Genomic DNA, 18499 nt, shown 5'->3' with positions numbered 1-18499 from the left:
GGGTACGACGGCATGGTGGTCGTCTTCGCGCTGATCGCGCTGGTCGTGGTGGGCGTGCTGGTGGTGGCGAACTGGTACGTGTGGCGGCGCCTGTTCCACGACACGACCCGGCGCGCGGGCGGTGTGCGCCGGGCGGGCGCGGTGCTGATCGCCGGGGGCTGGGTCCTCGCGGTCGGCGCGCTCGTCGCCGAGCGCACGGGCGCGCCCTTCCGGCTCCAGCAGATCCTGGCCTGGCCGGGCTTCCTGTGGCTGGCGCTGTCGGTCTACCTGCTGCTGGCCGTCCTGGCCGGTGAGGCGGTACGGCCGCTGCTGCGCCGCTTCCTGGAGCGCCGGGCGCGGGCCCGCACCCCGGCGCCCGTGCCGGAGCCCGAGCGGATACCGGAGCCCTCCGGGGGCGGCGGCGCCCGCACCGAGGAACCGGCGGAACCGGCGGAACCGGCGGAACCGGCGCGACCCGAGGACCCCGCCCCCGCCCCCGCGCCCTCCCGCCGTCTCTTCGTCTCCCGGGTGGTCGGCGGCGCCGCCGCCGCGGCGGCCGTCGCGACGGTCGGCCACGGCACCTACGGCGTGCTGAACGGGCCGGCGGTCAAGCGCGTCACCGTGCCGCTGGCGAAGCTGCCGCGGGCGGCGCACGGCTTCCGGATCGCCGTGGTCAGCGACATCCACCTCGGCCCGGTCCTGGGCCGGGGCTTCGCCCAGCGGGTCGTCGACACGGTCAACGCCACCCAGCCCGACCTCATCGCGGTCGTCGGCGACCTGGTGGACGGCAGCGTCAAGGACCTCGGCCCGGCCGCCGCCCCGCTGGCCCGGCTCAGCGCCCGGCACGGCGCCTACTTCGTCACCGGCAACCACGAGTACTTCTCCGGCGCCGAACAGTGGGTCGAGGAGGTCCGCCGCCTGGGCCTGCACCCGCTGGAGAACGCCCGCACCGAACTGCCCCACTTCGACCTCGCCGGGGTCAACGACATCGCCGGGGAGGACGAGGGCCGGGGCCCCGACTACGACCGCGCCCTCGGCGACCGCGACCCGGCCCGCGCCTGCGTGCTCCTCGCCCACCAGCCGGTGCAGATCCACGACGCCGTCGACCACGGCGTCGACCTCCAGCTCTCCGGCCATACCCACGGCGGCCAGCTCTGGCCGGGCAGCCTCCTCGCCGCCGCCGCGAACCCGACCGTCGCCGGCCTGGAACGCTACGGCGACACCCAGTTGTACGTCAGCCGGGGCGCCGGCGCCTGGGGCCCGCCGACCCGGGTGGGAGCCGAGTCCGACATCACGGTGGTGGAGCTGGCGTCGCGCCGGGCGTGACCTCCCCGGGCCCGGTGCGGGCCGGCAGCGTCACCGTCACCGCGAGCCCCTCGCCCGGCGCGGTGCGCACCGTCACCTCGCCGCCGGCGGACCGGGCCGCGCTCTGCACGATGGCCAGGCCCAGGCCGCTGCCCGCGCCGCCGCCGGCCCGGAAGAACCGGTCGAAGACCCGGGCCGCGTCCTCCGCCGCGAGCCCCGGCCCCCGGTCCTCGACGTGCAGCCGGACCACCCCGTCGGACCGCTCCACGGCGAGCCGCACCGGCACGTCCGCGGGGGTGTGCACCCGTACGTTGGCCAGGAGGTTGCCGAGGATCTGCCGCAGCCCGGACTCGTCGGCGCGCACCAGCAGGGCGCCGTCGGCGTGCACCGTGACGGGCCGGCCGGGCTGCTGGACCCGCAGGTCGTCGGCGGCGTCCCGGACCAGGCCGGCGATGTCCACCGGGCGCAGCCGCAGCTCGGGGCGCTGGTCGAGCCGGGCCAGGGTGAGCAGTTCGTCGACGAGCCGGCCCATCCGGTCGCTCTCCGCCAGCACCCGCCCCCAGGCCCGCTTCCGCTCGGCCGGTTCGCGCAGCATGCCCTTGTCGTAGAGCTGGAGGTAGCCGCGGATCGCGGACAGCGGGGTGCGCAGCTCGTGCGAGGCGTCGGCGACGAAGCGGCGCAACTGGGCGGCGCTGCGCTCGCGGGTGCGGTACGCCGACTCCACCTGGTGGAGCATCGAGTTGAGGGCCAGCCGCAGTTGCTCCACCTCGGCGGTGGCCTCCTTGCTGGAGGGCACCCGCCGGGTCAGGTCGCCCTCGGCGATCGCGGAGGAGGTCTCCACCATGTCCTCCAGCGGCCGCAGCTTGCGCCGCACGCTCATCATCGTCAGCCAGGCCAGCAGCCCCAGCAGCACCGTCCCGATGGCCAGGTCGAGCTTGAGGGCCTTGGCGACGCCCGTGTGCAGGGCACCGGTGGAGGTGGCGGTCAGCAGGTAGGTGCCGTCGGCGAGCCGGGCGCCGGTGGCGCGGTAGGGGGCGCCGCGCACGGTGATGTCCCGCGGCTCGGGGTCGGCGGCCAGCGCCCGCGGGTCGTCCACGGCGGCGGCCAGGGCGCGCTGGCCCTCGGTCGGCTCGGAACCGGCCAGCGCGAGCACCCCGCCCCGCCCGTCGGCGGCGGCGAAGATCTGGTCCGGCACCCGCGCCTGGTCGCCCCCGCCCAGGAACCGGTCCCGGACCAGGGCCACCGCGCCGAGCGCGTCGATCTGCTCCAGGGTGAGGGGCGCGCCGCCGAACGACTCCCGGCCGCGGTTCAGTTCGGTGTCGATCTGGTCGATCAGGTAGTGCCGCATGCCCACCAGGCTGACGGCGGTCGCCACCACGATGCCGAGCGCCAGCAGCGCCACGTTGGCCAGCGTCAGCTTGGCCCGCAGCGAGGGGATGCCGCGCGTGCGGCGGGGCCGGCCGGTCCACCGGACGCGGGGGAGCCTCATGCCAGCCCGTATCCGACGCCCCGCCGGGTGGTGATCACGGGCGGCCCGAGGGTGTCGAGTTTGCGGCGCAGATAGCTGACGTAGGTCTCCACGACGGTCGACTCGGGCGGCGCGTGCTCGTACTGCCAGACGTGCCGCAGCAGTTGCTCCTTGGTCACGATCCGGCCGCCGTTGCGCACCAGGAAGCGCAGCAGGGCGTACTCGGTGGGGGTCAGCTCGACCGAGCGGCCCGCGCGGCGCACGGTGTACGTCGTCTCGTCCAGCTCCAGGTCGCCGTAGCGCAGCGGCGGCCGCTGCGGCAGGACGTCGGCGGGGCGGACCCGGCGCAGCACCGCCTGGACGCGGGCGACCACCTCGTCGATGTTGAACGGCTTGGTGATGTAGTCGTCGCCGAAGCCGAGGGCGCCGACTATCTCGGCGGGCGCGTCCCGCGCGGTGAGGAAGACCAGCGCCATCTCCGGGCGCCGGGCGCGCAGTTCCCGCCCCAGCGCGCGGCCGTCGCCGTCGGGGAGCATCACGTCGAGCAGCGCCGCGTCCGGGCGGGTGCCCTCGGCGAGGGCGAGGGCGTCGCGGACGGTGCCCGCGCACATCACCTCGAAGCCGTGGAAGCGCAGGGCGATGGTGAGGACGTCCGCGATGCTCGGTTCGTCCTCCACGACCAGCACGGTGCCGGGAACCGTCGTCATGCCCCCAGTATCCGCGCGGCCCCCGGCGGCCGGGAGCGATGCCGCTTTGGAGTTCCTTGAGAGTCCGGCCCGGGTGGTGTCCCCGCGCGTGCCGGGCCGTCGATTCTGATGCGCAGGACCTGGGGGACCGACCGACGATTTTCTGCGAACGAGGAGTTTGGCGTGGCGGCATTGGCGCGGTGGTGCTACCGGCATCGGCTGGTGGTCCTGTTGCTGTGGTTGGGGGCCCTGTTCGGACTGGGGGCGGGAGGGACGTCGGCGGGCACGGCCTACGCGGACGTCTTCTCCCTGCCGGACACGGACTCCTCGCGGGCGTACGACCTGATGGAGAAGGCGTTCCCGCAGAGTTCCGGCGACACCGACACGGTGGTGTGGAAGGTCGACGAGGGCTCCGTGCGGGACGAGGCCGTACGGTCCCGGATGGAGCCCGCGCTGCGGGACATCGGCAAGATGAAGGGGGTCGGCCGGGTCAGCGACCCGTACGGCCCGGACGGCGCGGCCCAGGTGAGCCGGGACGGGCGGATCGCCTACGCCCAAGTCACCTTCACCGAGCAGGCCAACGCCGTCGACAAGGCGGTGATCGAGGACCTGGTGGAGCGGGCCGAGGACGCCGAGGGCGACGGACTCGCCGTGGAGCTGGGCGGCCAGGCCGTCGCCCGCACCCAGGAGCCGCCGATGGGCACCGCCGAGCTGGTCGGCATCGCCGCGGCGGCCGTCATCCTGTTCCTGGCCTTCGGGTCGGTGTTCGCGATGCTCCTGCCGATCCTCACCGCCGTCGCGGGCGTCGGCACCGGCATGATGTCCACGATCCTGCTCAGCCACGTCACCGACGTCCCCGAGGTGGCCCCGCTGCTCGGCTCGCTCATCGGCCTCGGCGTCGGCATCGACTACGCCCTGTTCATCGTCACCCGGCACCGGCGCGGCATCCAGCGCGGCGCGAGCCCCGAGGAGGCGGCCGTCACCGCCCTCAACACCTCCGGGCGCGCGGTGCTGTTCGCGGGCGGCACGGTCTGCATCGCGCTGGCCGGGATGCTGGTGATGAACATGCGCTTCCTGGACGGCGTGGTCATCGCGACCTCCCTGACCGTGGTGCTCAGCGTGCTCGCGGCCACCACCCTGCTGCCCGCCCTCCTCGGGCTGCTCGGCATGCGGGTGCTCAGCCGCCGGCAGCGGCGCAGGCTGGCCGCGGCGGGACCGGAGCCGAAGGAGACCACGACCGGACTGGCGGCCCGCTGGTCGGCGTGGGTGCAGCGGCGTCCGCGCGGGACCGCGGCGGTGGCCGTGGTGGTGATGGCGGTGCTCGCCATCCCGGTCTTCTCGCTGCGGCTGGGCGCCACCGACCAGGGCAACCAGCCGGCGTCCACCACGACCCGGCAGGCGTACGACCTGCTCGCCGAGGGCTTCGGCCCCGGCTTCAACGGCCCGCTCCAGGTGGTCGTCGACGGCGGCGACGCCGCCGGGCTGGCGCGGGCGATCGAGGGCGTGGACGACGTCGCCCAGGTGGCCGCCCTGCCGCCCGCCGGCGGCGTCTCGGTCATCCAGGTGGTGCCGGCCACCTCACCGCAGTCCGAGGAGACCGACCGGCTGATCGACCGGTTGCGCGACGACGTGATCCCGGAGTCGGGCACCGAGGCGTACGTCGGCGGGGTGACCGCCGTCTTCAAGGACTTCGCGTCGGTCACCGGGGACCGGCTTCCGTACTTCGTGGCGACGATCATCGCGCTGGGCTTCCTGCTGCTGCTCGTCGCGTTCCGCTCCCTGGTGGTGCCGCTGACGGCAGCCGTGATGAACCTGGTGGCCGCCGCCGCGTCCTTCGGCGTGCTGGTGGCGATCTTCCAGTGGGGCTGGGGCGCGGAGGCCCTCGGCTTCGGCAAGGAGGGGCCGATCACCTCCTTCCTGCCGGTCATCATGCTGTCGCTGCTGTTCGGCCTGTCGATGGACTACCAGGTCTTCCTGGTCAGCCGGATGCACGAGGAGTGGGTGCACACCAAGGACAACGCCCGCGCGGTGCGCGTCGGCCTCGCGGAGACCAGCCGGGTGATCAACTGCGCCGCCCTGATCATGATCAGCGTGTTCTCGGCGTTCGTGCTCAGCGGCGACACCGAGGGCGCGATGGCGGGCATCGGCCTGGCCGCGGCGGTCGCGCTGGACGCGTTCATCCTGCGCACCGCGCTGGTCCCGGCGGCGATGCACCTGCTGGGCCGGTCCAACTGGTGGCTGCCGGCCGGCCTGGAGAAGCGGCTGCCGCACCTGGCGGTGGAACCGGCGGAACAGACGGCGGAGCGGCCGGCGGCGGAACCGGCCGCCGGACAGGGCCCCGCCTCCGCCGTCCACGGCTTCGTCCGCACCGCCGACGGCGACCCGGTCGAGGGCGCGGCCGTCACCCTGCTCTCCGCGAGCGGTCGCCGGGTCGACCGGGTCACCGCCCTGGCCGACGGCTCCTACATCCTGTCGGTCCCCGCGCCGGGCACCTACCTGCTGGCCGCGACCGCCCCCGGGCACGGCTCCCGCGCCGCGCGGGTCGTCGTGGCCGACGGCCCGCTGACGTACGACCTCCAGCTCGCCGACGAGGGGGCGGACGCCGTCAACTGACCACCGGGCCTCCCGCCCGCCCCGCCCGCCCCGCCCGGTCCGGCGGGGCGGGCGGGGCCGCGCCGGTCAGGGAGCCGTGCCCCGGCCCGGGTCCGGCATGAACTTCGTCATACCCGGCAGGAAGTCCGTGAACAGCTCGTGCACCTCGCGCACCAGCGGACGCAGCACCCGGAAGCGGGCCAGCACCACGCCCCGCGCGGTGAGCCGGGCACCGCGCTCGGCGAGCCGGTAGCTGCGCTCGCGGCCCTCGGTCCGGTCGAAGATCCAGTACAGGACGAGCCCCATCTGCGCCAGCCACATCAGCTCGGGCAGGATGTCCGCCAGCTCCTCGGGCACCTTGGTCCGGGCCCCGGCCAGCACCGCCCGGTGGACGCTGATCGCCTCCACGCGGGCGTGCTCCGACTCCGGGGAGAACGGGCTGAGCGGGCTGTCCGGGTCGGCGGCGTTCTTGAAGAACTGCACCGCGAACTCGTGGTATGGCGTGGCGATGTCCAGCCACACCTTCAGCACGCCCGCCAGCCGGGCCTCCAGGTCGCTCTCCCGGGCGAGGATGTCCCGGACCGCCTCCTGGTGCTCGGCGGCGATCCGGTCGTAGAACCCCTGGATCAGGTGTTCCTTGCCGGCGAAGTAGTAGTAGGCGTTGCCGACGGAGACCCCGGCCTCCTGGGCGATGGCCCGCATGGTGGTCTTGTCGTACCCCCGCTCCCGGAACAGCCGCATCGCCGTCTCCAGGATCAGGGCGCGGGTCTGCTCGGACTTGCTGGGCGGGGTTCCCTCACCGGGACCGTCGTTCATGACTGGCACGGAAGCAGAGCCTAGGGCCTGTCGTTCGGATCACGCCGCGGACGTGGGGTCCGGCACGCGCGCCTGCGGCATTGTCGTCACTCGCCGACTCCCCACGCTCGGCCGCGCTCGCGCGGGGGGAACCCCCATCGCGTCGGCTCCCTCCGCCGCCTTGCCTCCGCACGCGCCGGACCCCGCTCACCGGCGCGACGACGACGCGGCCGGTTTCCCGCGACCCGGTCCGGGCGGCAGGCCCCGGCCACCGCGGGCGGTGTCAGGGGCGGCGCCCGAGCTGCGGTCGTTTGGTGTAGTCGGTGAGCCCGGTGACATTGCCCCACGGGTCGGCGAACTCCACGGTCCAGCCGGTCACCGACTTGAAGGGCCCGTCGTACAGGTCGAGCCCGGCGTCGGTGAGCGCCTTCGCGGCGGTGCGGGCGTCCGGCACCTCCAGCCACACCCGGGGCGAGGGCCACGGCGGCGGCCGGTGCCCCAGCCCCTCCTCGTGCCGCAGCAGCACCCCGGGCGTCTCACCGCCGACCTTCAGCAGCGCGATCCCGCCCTCGTCGAACCGGAACCCCACGGCGAACCCGGCCCGCTCGTAGAACTCCACGGCCTCACCGAGGTCCCCGACCGGCAACAGCACGTTGTCGAAACCGAGAAGCTCGTACGACTCGTCATCTGACATGGCGTCAGCGTAAGCCGATGATCGCCCGCAACCGGTCATTTCCGGTGCCCAGCACGCCGAAGGCCCCGCTTCCGGCGGAAACGGGGCCTTTCGGGCAGGGTGTCGACCGGAGTCAGAAGCGGCGCGTGATCAGCGCCCGCTTGACCTCGGCGATGGCCTTCGTCACCTCGATGCCCCGGGGGCAGGCGTCGGTGCAGTTGAAGGTGGTGCGGCAGCGCCAGACGCCGTCGCGGTCGTTGAGGATCTCCAGCCGCTGCTCGCCCGCCTCGTCACGCGAGTCGAAGATGAAGCGGTGGGCGTTGACGATGGCCGCCGGGCCGAAGTACTGGCCGTCGTTCCAGAACACCGGGCACGAGCTGGTGCAGGCGGCGCACAGGATGCACTTGGTGGTGTCGTCGAAGCGCTCGCGGTCCTCGGCCGACTGCAGGCGCTCGCGGGTCGGCTCGTTGGTGTCCTTCGTGATCAGGAAGGGCATCACGTCCCGGTACGCCTGGAAGAACGGCTCCATGTCGACGACCAGGTCCTTCAGGACCGTCAGGCCCTTGATGGGCTCGACCGTGATCGGCTTCTCCGGGTTGATGTCCTTGATCAGCGTCTTGCACGCCAGGCGGTTCTTGCCGTTGATCCGCATCGCGTCCGAGCCGCAGATGCCGTGCGCGCAGGAACGGCGGAAGGTCAGCGTGCCGTCCAGGTCCCACTTGATCTTGTGGAGGCCGTCGAGGACGCGTTCCTTCGGGTCGATCTCGAGCTGGAAGTCCTGCCAGGTCGCCTCGGCCGCGACCTCCGGGTTGAACCGGCGGACGCGGAAGGTGACGGTGATGTAGGGGGAGTCGGCGAACCCGGGCTCGGGCGTGCCCGCCGCGTCCGCCTTGTCCAGAACTGGGGTAGCCATCAGTACTTACGCTCCATCGGCTGGTAGCGGGTCTGGACGACCGGCTTGTAGTCGAGACGGATGGACTCGGTGCCGTCGTCGCCCACCTCGCGGTACGCCATGGTGTGGCGCATGAAGTTGACGTCGTCGCGGTTGGGGTAGTCCTCGCGGTAGTGACCGCCGCGGGACTCCTTGCGGGCCAGCGCGGAGACGGCCATGACCTCGGCCAGGTCGAGCAGGTTGCCCAGCTCCACGGCCTCCAGGAGGTCGGTGTTGAACCGCTTGCCCTTGTCCTGGATCGCGACGTTCCTGTACCGCGCCCGCAGCTCGCCGATCTTCTCGACCGCCGTCTTGATCGTCTGCTCGGTGCGGAACACCATGACGTTGGCGTCCATGGTCTCCTGCAGCTCGCGGCGCAGCTCGGACACCCGCTCGTTGCCGGTGGAGGTGCGCAGCCGCTCGATCTGCTCGACGACGAGGGACTCCGGGGCCTCCGGCAGCTCGACGTACTCCGCCCGCTGGGCGTACTCCGCGGCGGCGATGCCGGCCCGCTTGCCGAAGACGTTGATGTCGAGCAGCGAGTTGGTGCCCAGCCGGTTGGCGCCGTGCACGGAGACACAGGCGACCTCGCCGGCCGCGTACAGGCCCGGGACGACGGTGGTGTTGTCGGAGAGGACCTCGCCCTGGACGTTGGTCGGGATGCCGCCCATCGCGTAGTGCGCGGTGGGCTGGATCGGGATCGGGTCCGTGTACGGCTCGATGCCGAGGTACGTACGGGCGAACTCGGTGATGTCCGGGAGCTTGGCGTCGAGCTGCTCCGGCGGCAGGTGGGTCAGGTCCAGGTAGACGTGGTCGCCCTCGGGACCGCAGCCGCGGCCCTCGCGGATCTCCGTGTAGATGGAGCGCGAGACGACGTCACGGGAGGCGAGGTCCTTCATGACCGGCGCGTACTTCTCCATGAAGCGCTCGCCGTCCTTGTTGCGCAGGATGCCGCCCTCACCGCGGGCGCCCTCGGTGAGCAGGATGCCCATGCGCCAGATGCCGGTCGGGTGGAACTGGAAGAACTCCATGTCCTCCAGCGGAATCCCGCGCCGGTACACGGCCGCCTGGCCGTCGCCGGTCAGCGTGTGCGCGTTCGACGTCACCTTGAAGAACTTGCCGGTGCCGCCGGAGGCGTAGATCACGGACTTCGCCTGGAAGACGTGGATCTCGCCGGTGGCCAGCTCGTAGGCCACCACGCCGGCCGAGCGCTTGACGCCGTCGACCTCGGTGATGAGCTGGTCCAGGACGTAGAACTCGTTGAAGAACTCCACACCCTCCTTGACGCAGTTCTGGTACAGCGTCTGGAGGATCATGTGGCCGGTGCGGTCCGCGGCGTAGCAGGACCGGCGGACCGGGGCCTCGCCGTGGTTGCGGGAGTGGCCGCCGAAGCGGCGCTGGTCGATGGTGCCGTTCGGGGTCCGGTTGAACGGCAGGCCCATCTTCTCCAGGTCGAGGACGGAGTCGATGGCCTCCTTCGCCAGGATCTCGGCGGCGTCCTGGTCGACCAGGTAGTCACCGCCCTTGACCGTGTCGAAGGTGTGCCACTCCCAGTTGTCCTCCTCCACATTGGCCAGCGCGGCGGCCATGCCGCCCTGCGCGGCGCCCGTGTGGGAGCGGGTCGGGTAGAGCTTCGTCAGGACGGCCGTGCGGCTGCGCTTGGTCGCCTCGATGGCGGCCCGCATACCGGCGCCACCGGCGCCGACGATGACGGTGTCGTACTTGTGTACCTTCATGATTCTCGCAGCCCCGTGCCTAGCGGATGTTCGGGTCGAAGGTGAAGATCACCAGCGTGCCCAGCAGGATGGTGAACACCGTGGCGGTGTAGAGCAGGCCCTTGAGCCACAGGCGCGTGTTCGGGCGCTCCGCGTAGTCGTTGATGACCGTGCGCAGGCCGTTGGCGCCGTGCAGCATCGCCAGCCACAGCATCAGCAGGTCCCAGACCTGCCAGAACGGCGAGGCCCAGCGGCCGGCCACGAAGGCGAAACCGATCTTGGAGACGCCGCCGTCGAGCACCAACTGGATCAGCAGGTGACCCAGGACGAGGACGACCAGCACCACGCCGGACAGGCGCATGAACAGCCAGGCGGCCATCTCGAAGTTGCCGCGGGTGGACTTCGGCGACTTCTTGGTGCGCTTGCGCGGGGGCTCGATCAGCGGCGCGGGGTTGTCGACCGTGTAGACGGAGGCACCCTCGACGGGGCCGATTCCGGAGGCGGTGGAGTCGGTCGTGACTGTGTTTTTCGACATGAGTACGCGTCAGCTCCCGAACAGTTCACGAGCGGCGTGGCCGAGGACGGGGTAGATCGCCCCGAGCATCAGCACGACCCAGAGGGCGACGACGGTCCAGAGCATCTGCTTCTGGTAGCGGGAACCCTTGATCCAGAAGTCGACTGCGATGACGCGCAGACCATTGAGCGCGTGGAAGAGGATGGCGGCGACGAGGCCGTACTCCAGCAGCGCGACGATCGGCGTCTTGTACGTGGCCACGACCTTGTCGTAGGCCTCGGGGGAGACACGCACGAGAGCGGTGTCCAGCACGTGAACGAACAGGAAGAAGAAAATGAGGACGCCGGTGACTCGATGAGCCACCCAGGACCACATTCCTTCCCGGCCGCGGTACAGCGTTCCAGCCGGCACGGAAGTTTCCTCCGGGAGCGGGGATTGGGGCCGCGCCGGCTTCTCTGTCGGTCGGGCCCGGCCGGGTATGGTCCACCGGCCCCCAGCATCGTAGCGACGGTTGCCTGCGGCGCTTACGGCGGGCCTACCGGTGTGATCAAACTTGCACCGAAGGGGGGTACGGTCCGGGTGGCTTGTGCTATTTGCCGGGTCTGTGGCCGTCGGTGGCCGCTCGCGCGGTTCCCTCCGCCCACAGGGCGCGGCTCAGCCGGCCCCTCGCCAGGCGGCGGAGTTCCTCCGCGGTGACCGTCCGCTCCTCCTCCGGATCGTTCGCCAATCGTGACCGGATGGCGGTCAGGGCGTGGTCCAGGGCCTCGGACCGGGGCACCCCGTCGAGACAGATGACGAACACGTGTCCGAATTTGGACTCATAGGCGGCGTGGGCCGCGCGCAGGGCCGTGCCGGCCACCGCGTAGGTGTCCCCGGGCAGGCCGGGCAGGGTCTCCGCCGCCAGCGCCTCGGCCAGGTCCTCGACGGTCAGGTCGTAGGCCGCCTCGTCCGCCGCCGCCAGCAGGGTGGTGAGGTCGGGGTAGGGCCGGTGGGCGGCGACGCTGCGGGCCCAGCGGTGACTGTGCAGGCAGGGCAGCAGGGCGCGGACGGCCTCGTCGGGCGGCGCGGCGTTGAAGCGGTCCAGTGCGGGCCGGGTGACCGGCGTGGCGCGTGTTTGCGGCGGCACGGGCGCGGCGACTCGGCCGGGGAGATCTGGAAGGCGGTGCGCAGGCAGCGTGGGTCCTCGTGGGCGTCACGTGTGGGTCGGCAGTGGATTGTGTGAGAGCTGTGGCGTCACGTTACCGAGTGGGAGCATGACATGTCCGTGCGACACCCGAATATCACCCGAACGGAAGAGTTTCGGAACATGTGGTGGACGCCTGTCCGGGGTAACGGACTTAGGTTGGCGTCGTGAGCAGCCACGGGCGCCGGACGCCGGCGCGGAAGACGGGACAGCGGGCCGTGATCGCCGGCACGGCGGTCGTCGCGCTCGGCACGGGCCTGGGCGTGTGGGCCTCCGGCGACGGCGGCCCGGCGGGCCCGGCGCGGTCGGCCTCCGACGGCGTGTCCGCGGCGCCGCCCGCCGCGACCAGCCCCTCCCCGAGCCGCTCGTACGCCCTGTCCGGCGAGCCCCGCACCATCCCCTCCGTCCGCGAGCACACCCCCGCCCGCGGCCCCGGCTGGCGGCCCGAGCGCGCCCACCGGGTCGTGGTGGACGGCAGCGGTCTCGCCGACGAGGGCCGGCTGCTCGCCGGCGAGCTGGGGCTGACGTACGCCGGGCAGCAGGACGACCGGCGGGCCGGGGACGTGCGCCTGGAGCTGGACAAGGGCCGGGGCACCGGCGCCGAGTCGTACACCATGACCGTGCGGGACGGGCGGGTGACCGTCAGCGGCCCCGCCGAGGCGGGTGTCTTCTACGGCACCCGGACGCTGAAGCAGGCGGTCGAGAGCGGCGGGGCGGCGCCCGAGGGGGTCGTGAAGGACGCGCCGGCCAAGCCGCGGCGCGGGTTCATGCTGGACATCGCCCGCAAGCACTACTCGGCCGACTGGATCGAGGACCGAATACGCGAGCTGGGCGACCTGAAGTACAACGAGCTGGGGCTGCACTTCTCCGACGACCAGGGCTTCCGCATCGAGTCCTCCTCGCACCCGGAGATCGTCTCGGCCGACCACCTGACCAAGGCCCAGGTCAGGAGGATCGTGGACCTCGCCGCCGCGCGGCACCTCACGATCGTCCCCGAGATCGACTCGCCGGGGCACCTCGGTGCCGTCCTCGACGCCCACCCCGACCTGCAGTTGCGCAACGCGCGGGGCGCGGCGACCAAGGGCGCGATCGACATCTCCGAGCCGGGCGCGGCCGAGATCGTGGACGACCTGATCGACGAGTACGCCGACGTCTTCCCGGGCGGCCGGTGGCACCTCGGCGGCGACGAGTACCAGGCGCTGACCGTGTCCGACCCGGCCGCCTCCTACCCGCAACTGGCCGCCGCGGCCCGCGAGAAGTACGGCCCCGGGGGCACCGTGGAGGACCTCACCACCGGCTGGCTCAACGACCGCGCCGCCACCGTCCGGAAGAACGACCGCACCCCGCGCGCCTGGAACGACGGCTTCTTCCGGGGCACCGCCGTCAAGGCCGACGACGGCATCGAGGTCGCGTACTGGACCGGCAAGGAGATCGGCGCCCGGCAGCCGTCGGAGTACCTCGCCGAGGGCCGCGAGGTGCTCAACTACAACGACGAGTTCCTCTACTACGTCCTCGGGCAGCCGCAGACCTTCGTCTATCCGACCGGGCAGCGCATCTACGAGCAGTGGACCCCGCGGGTGATCCGGGGCACCGAGGCGGTCGACGCCAAGTACGACGACCAGATCCTCGGCGGCTCCTTCGCCGTCTGGGGCGACATCCCCGGCGCCCAGACCCAGGCCCAGGTCGCCGAGGGCATCAGGCTGCCGCTCGCGGCGACCGCCCAGAAGCTGTGGGACCCGGACGCGCCCGAGCTGTCCTGGGCGCGGTTCAAGGCGCTGGCGGACAAGCTGAGCTGAACCGGGGCGCACCCCGCGGGAGGGCCCCGCGCGGCCGCCCCGAACAGGGTGACGAATCGATGGCCGCCGACGCTCTTGGGGTGTGACGACTTCGACGAGTGCGACGACAGCACAGCGGGACCCCAGGCCCACGGCCGCCGCCCGGCCGGCGCGGTGGGCGGCGGACGCGGTGGCCGCCCTCCGCGAGGGCGCCCGGCTGCGCCTGGACTACTCGGCGCAGAGCCTCTGGCGGGTCGACCGCGTGATCGACGGCATCCGGCGCGAGGACGCGCCGTACGCCGCCGTGGAGACCGTGCTGCGGGGCCTGGGCGCCTACGCCGGTGAGGTGATCGTCCGCCAGACCGGCGCCGAGTGGTGGTCGTCCGGCGGCGACCACTGGGTGCGCACCCCGGACGGGCGCCTGTGGGACCCGATGGAGGAGGCCCGCCGCTGCTTCACCGGGGACGGCTCGCTGCGGCTGCTGTGCCGGGATGCGACGGCGGGCGGGTGAGACCGGGCCGGGACCGTACGGGCGTACGGTCCCGGCCCGTCGCCCGGTCAGGGGGTGAGCGTCTGCCCGAGGCGGGCGTCCGACGGCGTGCCGAGGGTGGTCCTGCTGTAGAGCACGGAGTCGGTGAACCCGAGGCCCCGGCTGCCGCTCGGCACGTGCAGCAGGACGCCGTCGGTGCCGTCCTCGCCGTCGGCGCCCAGGGTGAGGTCGGCCCGCCCGTACCCGGACAGGTCGGCGAGGACCACGGCGGAGCCGAGCCGGTCGCCGGTCTCGGTGGAGCCGGGGACGCCGCCGGTGTCCTGGGAGACGGCGACCGAACCGGAGCCGGTGAGGCCGGACGAGCCGCCCTTGAACAGCAGCGCGTTGCCCGCGTCGGCGCGGTCGGCACCGTCGCGGGTGAGGTCCTCGCCGGGGGCGCCGGCCAGGACGTCCGCGTAGCCGTCGGCGTTGTGGTCGCCGGCCGAGACGGAGGTGCCGAGGGCGTCGCCGGACTCGTTGCCGCCGGGGACGGAGGCGGTGTTCTGGTGGATCACCTTCATGCCGGTGGTGGTGAACCCGCTGGAGGTGCCGAACAGCATGGTGAGCTGCCCGCCGGAGACGCCGCCGGACTCGGCGGCCACCGGCTGGCCGATGACCAGGTCGTCGTAACCGTTGTCGTTGAAGTCGCCGGCCGCGACCGACCGGCCGCCCTTGACGGAGATGACGCCGGCCTTGGTCAGGCCGGAGGCCGAGCCCGCGAAGCGGACGACGCGGCCGGTGCCGCCGGTGTCGCGGTAGTTGAGGGCGACGTCGGCGTAGCCGTCCCGGTTGAAGTCGCCGGTCGCCGCGTCGAGGTAGGCGACCGGGCCGGTGGCGGAGGTCAGGGTGCCGTACGTGGTGGCGCCGCCGCGCAGCCGGACGTTGTAGTTGCCGCCCTTGCCGGTGCCGGCCGAGAAGACGTCCGCCTTGCCGTCGCCGTTGAAGTCGCCGACGGTCACGGCGGAGCCGAGCTTCGCGCCGGTGGCGGTGACACCGGTGGTGGTGTACGAGTAACCGGACTTCAGGCCGGGGCCGTACAGCACCGTGACCGAGCCGCGGTCGGCGTGCCCGCTGGTGTCGTCCTCACCGGGGCTGCCGATCACCAGGTCGGCGTATCCGTCGCCGTTGTTGTCGCCCCAGGCGGTGGCGGTGCCGAAGGCGTCGCCGGACTCGGAGGAACCGGGCACGCCCGGACTGTTCTGGGTGAGCGACACCTTCTTGGCGATGACCGGGCCGTCCACGCCGCCGGGCACGACCCGCACGCCGTTCGCCTTCGGCACGCCGGCCACCAGGTCGGTGACGCCGTCGCGGTCGTAGTCGGCGGTGGGCAGGGCGTGCGAGACGCCCGGGGTCTTCGCGAGCGCCGCGATCCGGGAGAGCCTCGGGTAGAGGTTCTTGCCGGGGCAGGCGGTGGCGTTGGTGTCCCGGTGGCCGAAGACCCGGGGCAGCGTGATCTTGGTGCCCTTCTCGACCAGGTTGCCGTCCTGGCCCTTGGGGCTGCCGGAGGTCAGGGTGACCTTGCCGGTCGGGTCGATGCCGTACATCCCGAACTTCCACGCCACGATCCGCGCGATCGCGTCGAGGGCGGCGCGGCTGGGCCGGGCCGACTCGAAGTTGCCGAGGTAGGAGATGCCGACGGTGTTGGTGTTGAAGCCGACGTCGTGGGCGCCGGTCACCGGGAGGTCCATGCCGCCGCTGCGGCCCTCGAAGATCTGGCCGCAGCGGTCGACGAGGAAGTTGTAGCCGATGTCGTAGTAGCCGCGGGCGAAGTGCTCCTGCTGGATGGAGCGCAGCCGGGCCCGGGACTGGGCGCAGGACAGGGTGTTGTCGCTGTCCATGCCGGTGTGGTGGACGACGGCGGCGTCGATCTTCGTGCCGTAGCTCGGCGTGCCGTCGTACTCCGTGGAGGCGCCCCATTCGGCCTGCGTGATGACGGGGGGCTTGACGACCGTCGAGGGGCGGGGAGCGGGGACCGTGGAGGTCGGGGACGGGGTCGGGGACGGCGGCGCGGAGGTGACCGGCGGGGTCTGCGTGGTCGCGGGGGACTCGGGGGTCGCCGGGACCTCGGGGCTCACCGGGGTGTCCGGGACCCCGGTCGGCTCGGGGGCCGAGGGCGGCTCGGCGGTCGCCGGGGGCGTCCCGGGGTCCGTGGCCGGGTCCGTCGTCTCCGCCGCGTACGCGGCCGGTTGCGGGCCGCCCTCCGGGTCGGTGCCCGGGTCGAGCAGCTTGACGTCCATGCCGGCCGGCTGGCCGCCCGCCTCCTCGCCGTCCGCCGTCACCACGCGCACCTCGATGCCGTCGGCGTCACCGGTCCACAGCGAGCCGGTGCCGCCGCGGGCGGCGGCGCGTTCGCCCTCGGCGCCGTCGGCCTGGTTGGGCTCGGTGTCCAGCGGCTGCCACGGGGACCAGTCACCGCTGTGCAGGTCCCGGGTGCGCACCTCGGGCGTGCCCTTGGCCTTGGCTTCGGGGTCGTCCCAGGTCACCAGGACCGCGCTGAACCGGCCGGTGGTCCGGCGCTCCAGGCCCTTACGGCCCCCGCCCTCGCTGTGCAGCTTGACGGTGCGGATGGTGGGCTCGCGTTCCGCACCGCCCCGGCCGTCCGCCGGCGCCGGCTGGTCGGCCACGGCGTACGTGACGACGCCCGCCGTGCTCAGTACCACGGCCCCGGCCGTCAGCCAGGCCCGCCCGCGCAGACTGAGCGGTCTGTACGCATGGGTCCTGCGAGGACTCAATTACCCCACCCCTAGGAAGAAAACGTGTTCGCGTCACCTGTCACAGTAGGCCCACAGGTGTCATTGACTCAGCGTCAATCATCGGCCAAACGTCACCCGTGGTGACGGCCCGCGCCGACGCGGCCCGCGCCTGTGACACTTCCGCGCGCCCTGACGCTGAGGACCGTGGGGGACAGGGGCACGACCCGTCGTGCCGCACGGAGGCGGGCTCGCCCGAGCGCGCCCGCAGTCTCGGCACGGACGAGGACGGTTCTTGGGCCAGGGAGGGGAACTCCGTCGCGCACCCGCGTACGACGGGGAACTGGGGGCGGCCGTCGCGCGTGCCCAGCAGGGGGACGAGGCCGCCTTCGCGGTCGCGTACCGGATCGTGCAGCCCGGTCTGCTCGGCTATCTGCGGGGGCTGGTCGGAGACGACGCCGAGGACGTGGCGTCCGACGCCTGGCTGGAGATCGCCCGGGACCTGGGGCGGTTCCGGGGCGACGGGGCGGGCTTCCGCGGCTGGACGGCGACCATCGCCCGGCACCGGGCCCTGGACCATCTGCGGCGCCAGCGGGTACGGCCCCGGGCCTCGGCCCTGGAGCGGGACCTGCTGGACCTGCCCGGCCCGCACTCCACCGTCGACCAGGTGCTGGAGTCGCTGTCCACCGAGGCGGCCCTGACCATGATCCGCGCGCTGCCCCGGGACCAGGCGGAGGCGGTACTGCTGCGGGTCGTGGTCGGCCTCGACGGGCCGGGCGCGGCGCGGGTGCTGGGCAAGCGGCCGGGGGCGGTGCGGACGGCCGCGTACCGGGGGCTGAGGAGGCTGGCGGGGCAGCTCGGCGCCGACGGTGTGACGGATGAGCCGCACCGGACGCTGGGGGAGTCGACATGACCGGCGCCGGGAACGGCCCGGCGGGCGAGCCGGAACGGGAACGGACAGGGGCGGCGGACATGGCTGGACGGCACGGCGGACCCGGCCCCGCCGACCGCACCCCGCTGGAGTCCCTGCTCGCCACCGCCCTGCGCGCCGACGCCGCCGGCACCGAGGACCGCGCCCTGGCCGCGTTCCGGGACGCCCGGGACACGGGGGCGCACCGCGCGGCACGCACCCGGCGCCGGGACGACTGGCGGCCCCGCCGTCCCGCCCGGCGGATCACCCTGTCGGTCCTGGCGGCGAGCCTCACCCTGGGCGGCGTCGCCTACGCGGCGATCGACGCGGGCCGCGGCCCGGCCGCCGAGGACCCCGGCCGGCACCCCGACCGGCCGTCCGCCTCCGCGTCGGCCGCCCCGGCCCCGGCCCGCCCGTCGCCCTCCCGGACCGCCGCCCAGCCCGCCCCGGACGCCCCCGCCGAGACCACCGCCGCACCGGACCGGCCGGCCCCCGCCCAGGACACCGAGGCCCACTGCCGCGCCTACGAACGGCTCCCGGACCGGGCCCGCGACGCCACCGCCTGGCAGCGCCTGATCGAGGCGGCGGGCGGCGCGGACGAGGTCGCCGCGTACTGCGCCCGCCTGACGGCACCGCCCGCTCCCCGCACCACGGCACCGGGCCGCCCGACGGACCCCGGGAAGCCGGGGAGGACACCGGCCGAGGACCACCCCGGACGGAGCGGCGACAACGGCAGAAAGAAGTGATCCCGGCC

General features: G+C 73.3%; 16 protein-coding genes. 6 read left to right on the top strand and 10 right to left on the bottom strand.

The features are described from left to right. Positions 1 to 12: 12 nt before the first annotated feature. Positions 13 to 1305, top strand: a complete 1293-nt coding sequence (locus tag ACFY32_RS05005; RefSeq protein WP_390673442.1) for a metallophosphoesterase — start codon at positions 13 to 15, stop codon at positions 1303 to 1305. On the opposite strand, the gene ACFY32_RS05000 is transcribed toward ACFY32_RS05005, so the two are convergent. Both ACFY32_RS05000 and ACFY32_RS04995 read right to left on the bottom strand, forming a co-directional pair. Next, positions 1271 to 2773: a HAMP domain-containing sensor histidine kinase gene (locus tag ACFY32_RS05000; protein WP_359188909.1), complete on the bottom strand. Its 1503-nt coding sequence runs from the start codon at positions 2771 to 2773 to the stop codon at positions 1271 to 1273. The two genes, ACFY32_RS05005 and ACFY32_RS05000, sit on opposite strands and share 35 nt — an antisense overlap. After that, complete coding sequence (locus ACFY32_RS04995) at positions 2770 to 3459, bottom strand: response regulator transcription factor (protein WP_359188906.1); 690 nt, start codon at positions 3457 to 3459, stop codon at positions 2770 to 2772. Before ACFY32_RS04995 ends, ACFY32_RS05000 begins: the two co-directional genes overlap by 4 nt. A gap of 171 nt (positions 3460 to 3630) precedes the next feature. On the opposite strand from ACFY32_RS04995, the gene ACFY32_RS04990 reads away from it, so the two are divergent. Beyond that, positions 3631 to 6051, top strand: a complete 2421-nt coding sequence (locus ACFY32_RS04990; protein WP_359189810.1) for an MMPL family transporter — start codon at positions 3631 to 3633, stop codon at positions 6049 to 6051. Between the two features lie 66 nt (positions 6052 to 6117). Here the strand turns inward: ACFY32_RS04990 and ACFY32_RS04985 are convergent, their stop codons facing one another. From ACFY32_RS04985 to ACFY32_RS04955, 7 genes are all read right to left on the bottom strand, one after another. Continuing rightward, positions 6118 to 6855, bottom strand: a complete 738-nt coding sequence (locus ACFY32_RS04985) for a TetR family transcriptional regulator (protein ID WP_390673441.1) — start codon at positions 6853 to 6855, stop codon at positions 6118 to 6120. A 253-nt stretch (positions 6856 to 7108) separates the two neighbouring features. Further along, the gene (locus tag ACFY32_RS04980; protein WP_359188900.1) at positions 7109 to 7519 is read right to left on the bottom strand and encodes a VOC family protein; all 411 of its coding nucleotides are present in this window, start codon (positions 7517 to 7519) and stop codon (positions 7109 to 7111) included. A 112-nt stretch (positions 7520 to 7631) separates the two neighbouring features. Beyond that, positions 7632 to 8411 carry a succinate dehydrogenase iron-sulfur subunit gene (locus ACFY32_RS04975; protein ID WP_359188897.1) on the bottom strand — a complete coding sequence of 260 codons (780 nt, stop codon included), beginning with the start codon at positions 8409 to 8411 and terminating at the stop codon, positions 7632 to 7634. Continuing rightward, positions 8411 to 10165, bottom strand: coding sequence for a succinate dehydrogenase flavoprotein subunit (gene sdhA / locus ACFY32_RS04970; protein ID WP_390673440.1), 1755 nt, complete (start codon positions 10163 to 10165; stop codon positions 8411 to 8413). The genes ACFY32_RS04975 and sdhA overlap by 1 nt, the downstream gene beginning before the upstream one ends. Before the next feature lie 19 nt (positions 10166 to 10184). Next, positions 10185 to 10679 (bottom strand): succinate dehydrogenase hydrophobic membrane anchor subunit, encoded by a 495-nt coding sequence (locus ACFY32_RS04965; RefSeq protein ID WP_359188892.1) that lies wholly within the window; start codon positions 10677 to 10679, stop codon positions 10185 to 10187. Between the two features lie 9 nt (positions 10680 to 10688). Continuing rightward, positions 10689 to 11069: a succinate dehydrogenase, cytochrome b556 subunit gene (gene sdhC, locus ACFY32_RS04960; RefSeq protein WP_359188889.1), complete on the bottom strand. Its 381-nt coding sequence runs from the start codon at positions 11067 to 11069 to the stop codon at positions 10689 to 10691. A 178-nt stretch (positions 11070 to 11247) separates the two neighbouring features. Beyond that, a complete protein-coding gene (locus ACFY32_RS04955) occupies positions 11248 to 11784 on the bottom strand; it encodes a 2-oxo-4-hydroxy-4-carboxy-5-ureidoimidazoline decarboxylase (protein WP_359188886.1) in 537 nt (178 codons plus the stop codon). A 224-nt stretch (positions 11785 to 12008) separates the two neighbouring features. On the opposite strand from ACFY32_RS04955, the gene ACFY32_RS04950 reads away from it, so the two are divergent. Continuing rightward, positions 12009 to 13637 carry a glycoside hydrolase family 20 protein gene (locus ACFY32_RS04950; RefSeq protein ID WP_390673439.1) on the top strand — a complete coding sequence of 543 codons (1629 nt, stop codon included), beginning with the start codon at positions 12009 to 12011 and terminating at the stop codon, positions 13635 to 13637. An 82-nt stretch (positions 13638 to 13719) separates the two neighbouring features. Further along, a complete protein-coding gene (locus tag ACFY32_RS04945) occupies positions 13720 to 14127 on the top strand; it encodes a hypothetical protein (RefSeq protein WP_390673438.1) in 408 nt (135 codons plus the stop codon). A 47-nt stretch (positions 14128 to 14174) separates the two neighbouring features. Here the strand turns inward: ACFY32_RS04945 and ACFY32_RS04940 are convergent, their stop codons facing one another. Beyond that, positions 14175 to 16805, bottom strand: coding sequence for an N-acetylmuramoyl-L-alanine amidase (locus ACFY32_RS04940; RefSeq protein ID WP_390673437.1), 2631 nt, complete (start codon positions 16803 to 16805; stop codon positions 14175 to 14177). A gap of 325 nt (positions 16806 to 17130) precedes the next feature. Between ACFY32_RS04940 and ACFY32_RS04935 the strand changes: the two genes are divergently transcribed. Both ACFY32_RS04935 and ACFY32_RS04930 read left to right on the top strand, forming a co-directional pair. Further along, entirely contained in the window at positions 17131 to 17748 is a 618-nt protein-coding gene (locus ACFY32_RS04935; RefSeq protein ID WP_359188877.1) for an RNA polymerase sigma factor, read from the top strand. After that, positions 17745 to 18491 (top strand): hypothetical protein, encoded by a 747-nt coding sequence (locus tag ACFY32_RS04930; protein ID WP_390673436.1) that lies wholly within the window; start codon positions 17745 to 17747, stop codon positions 18489 to 18491. The genes ACFY32_RS04935 and ACFY32_RS04930 overlap by 4 nt, the downstream gene beginning before the upstream one ends. Positions 18492 to 18499: the final 8 nt, after the last annotated feature.

It is taken from the genome of Streptomyces sp. NPDC000134 (genome assembly GCF_042899225.1).
Classification (GTDB): Bacteria; Actinomycetota; Actinomycetes; order Streptomycetales; family Streptomycetaceae; genus Streptomyces.
The sequence above is the reverse complement of the archived record's forward strand: the minus strand, read 5'-3'. Positions and strand labels throughout refer to the sequence as shown.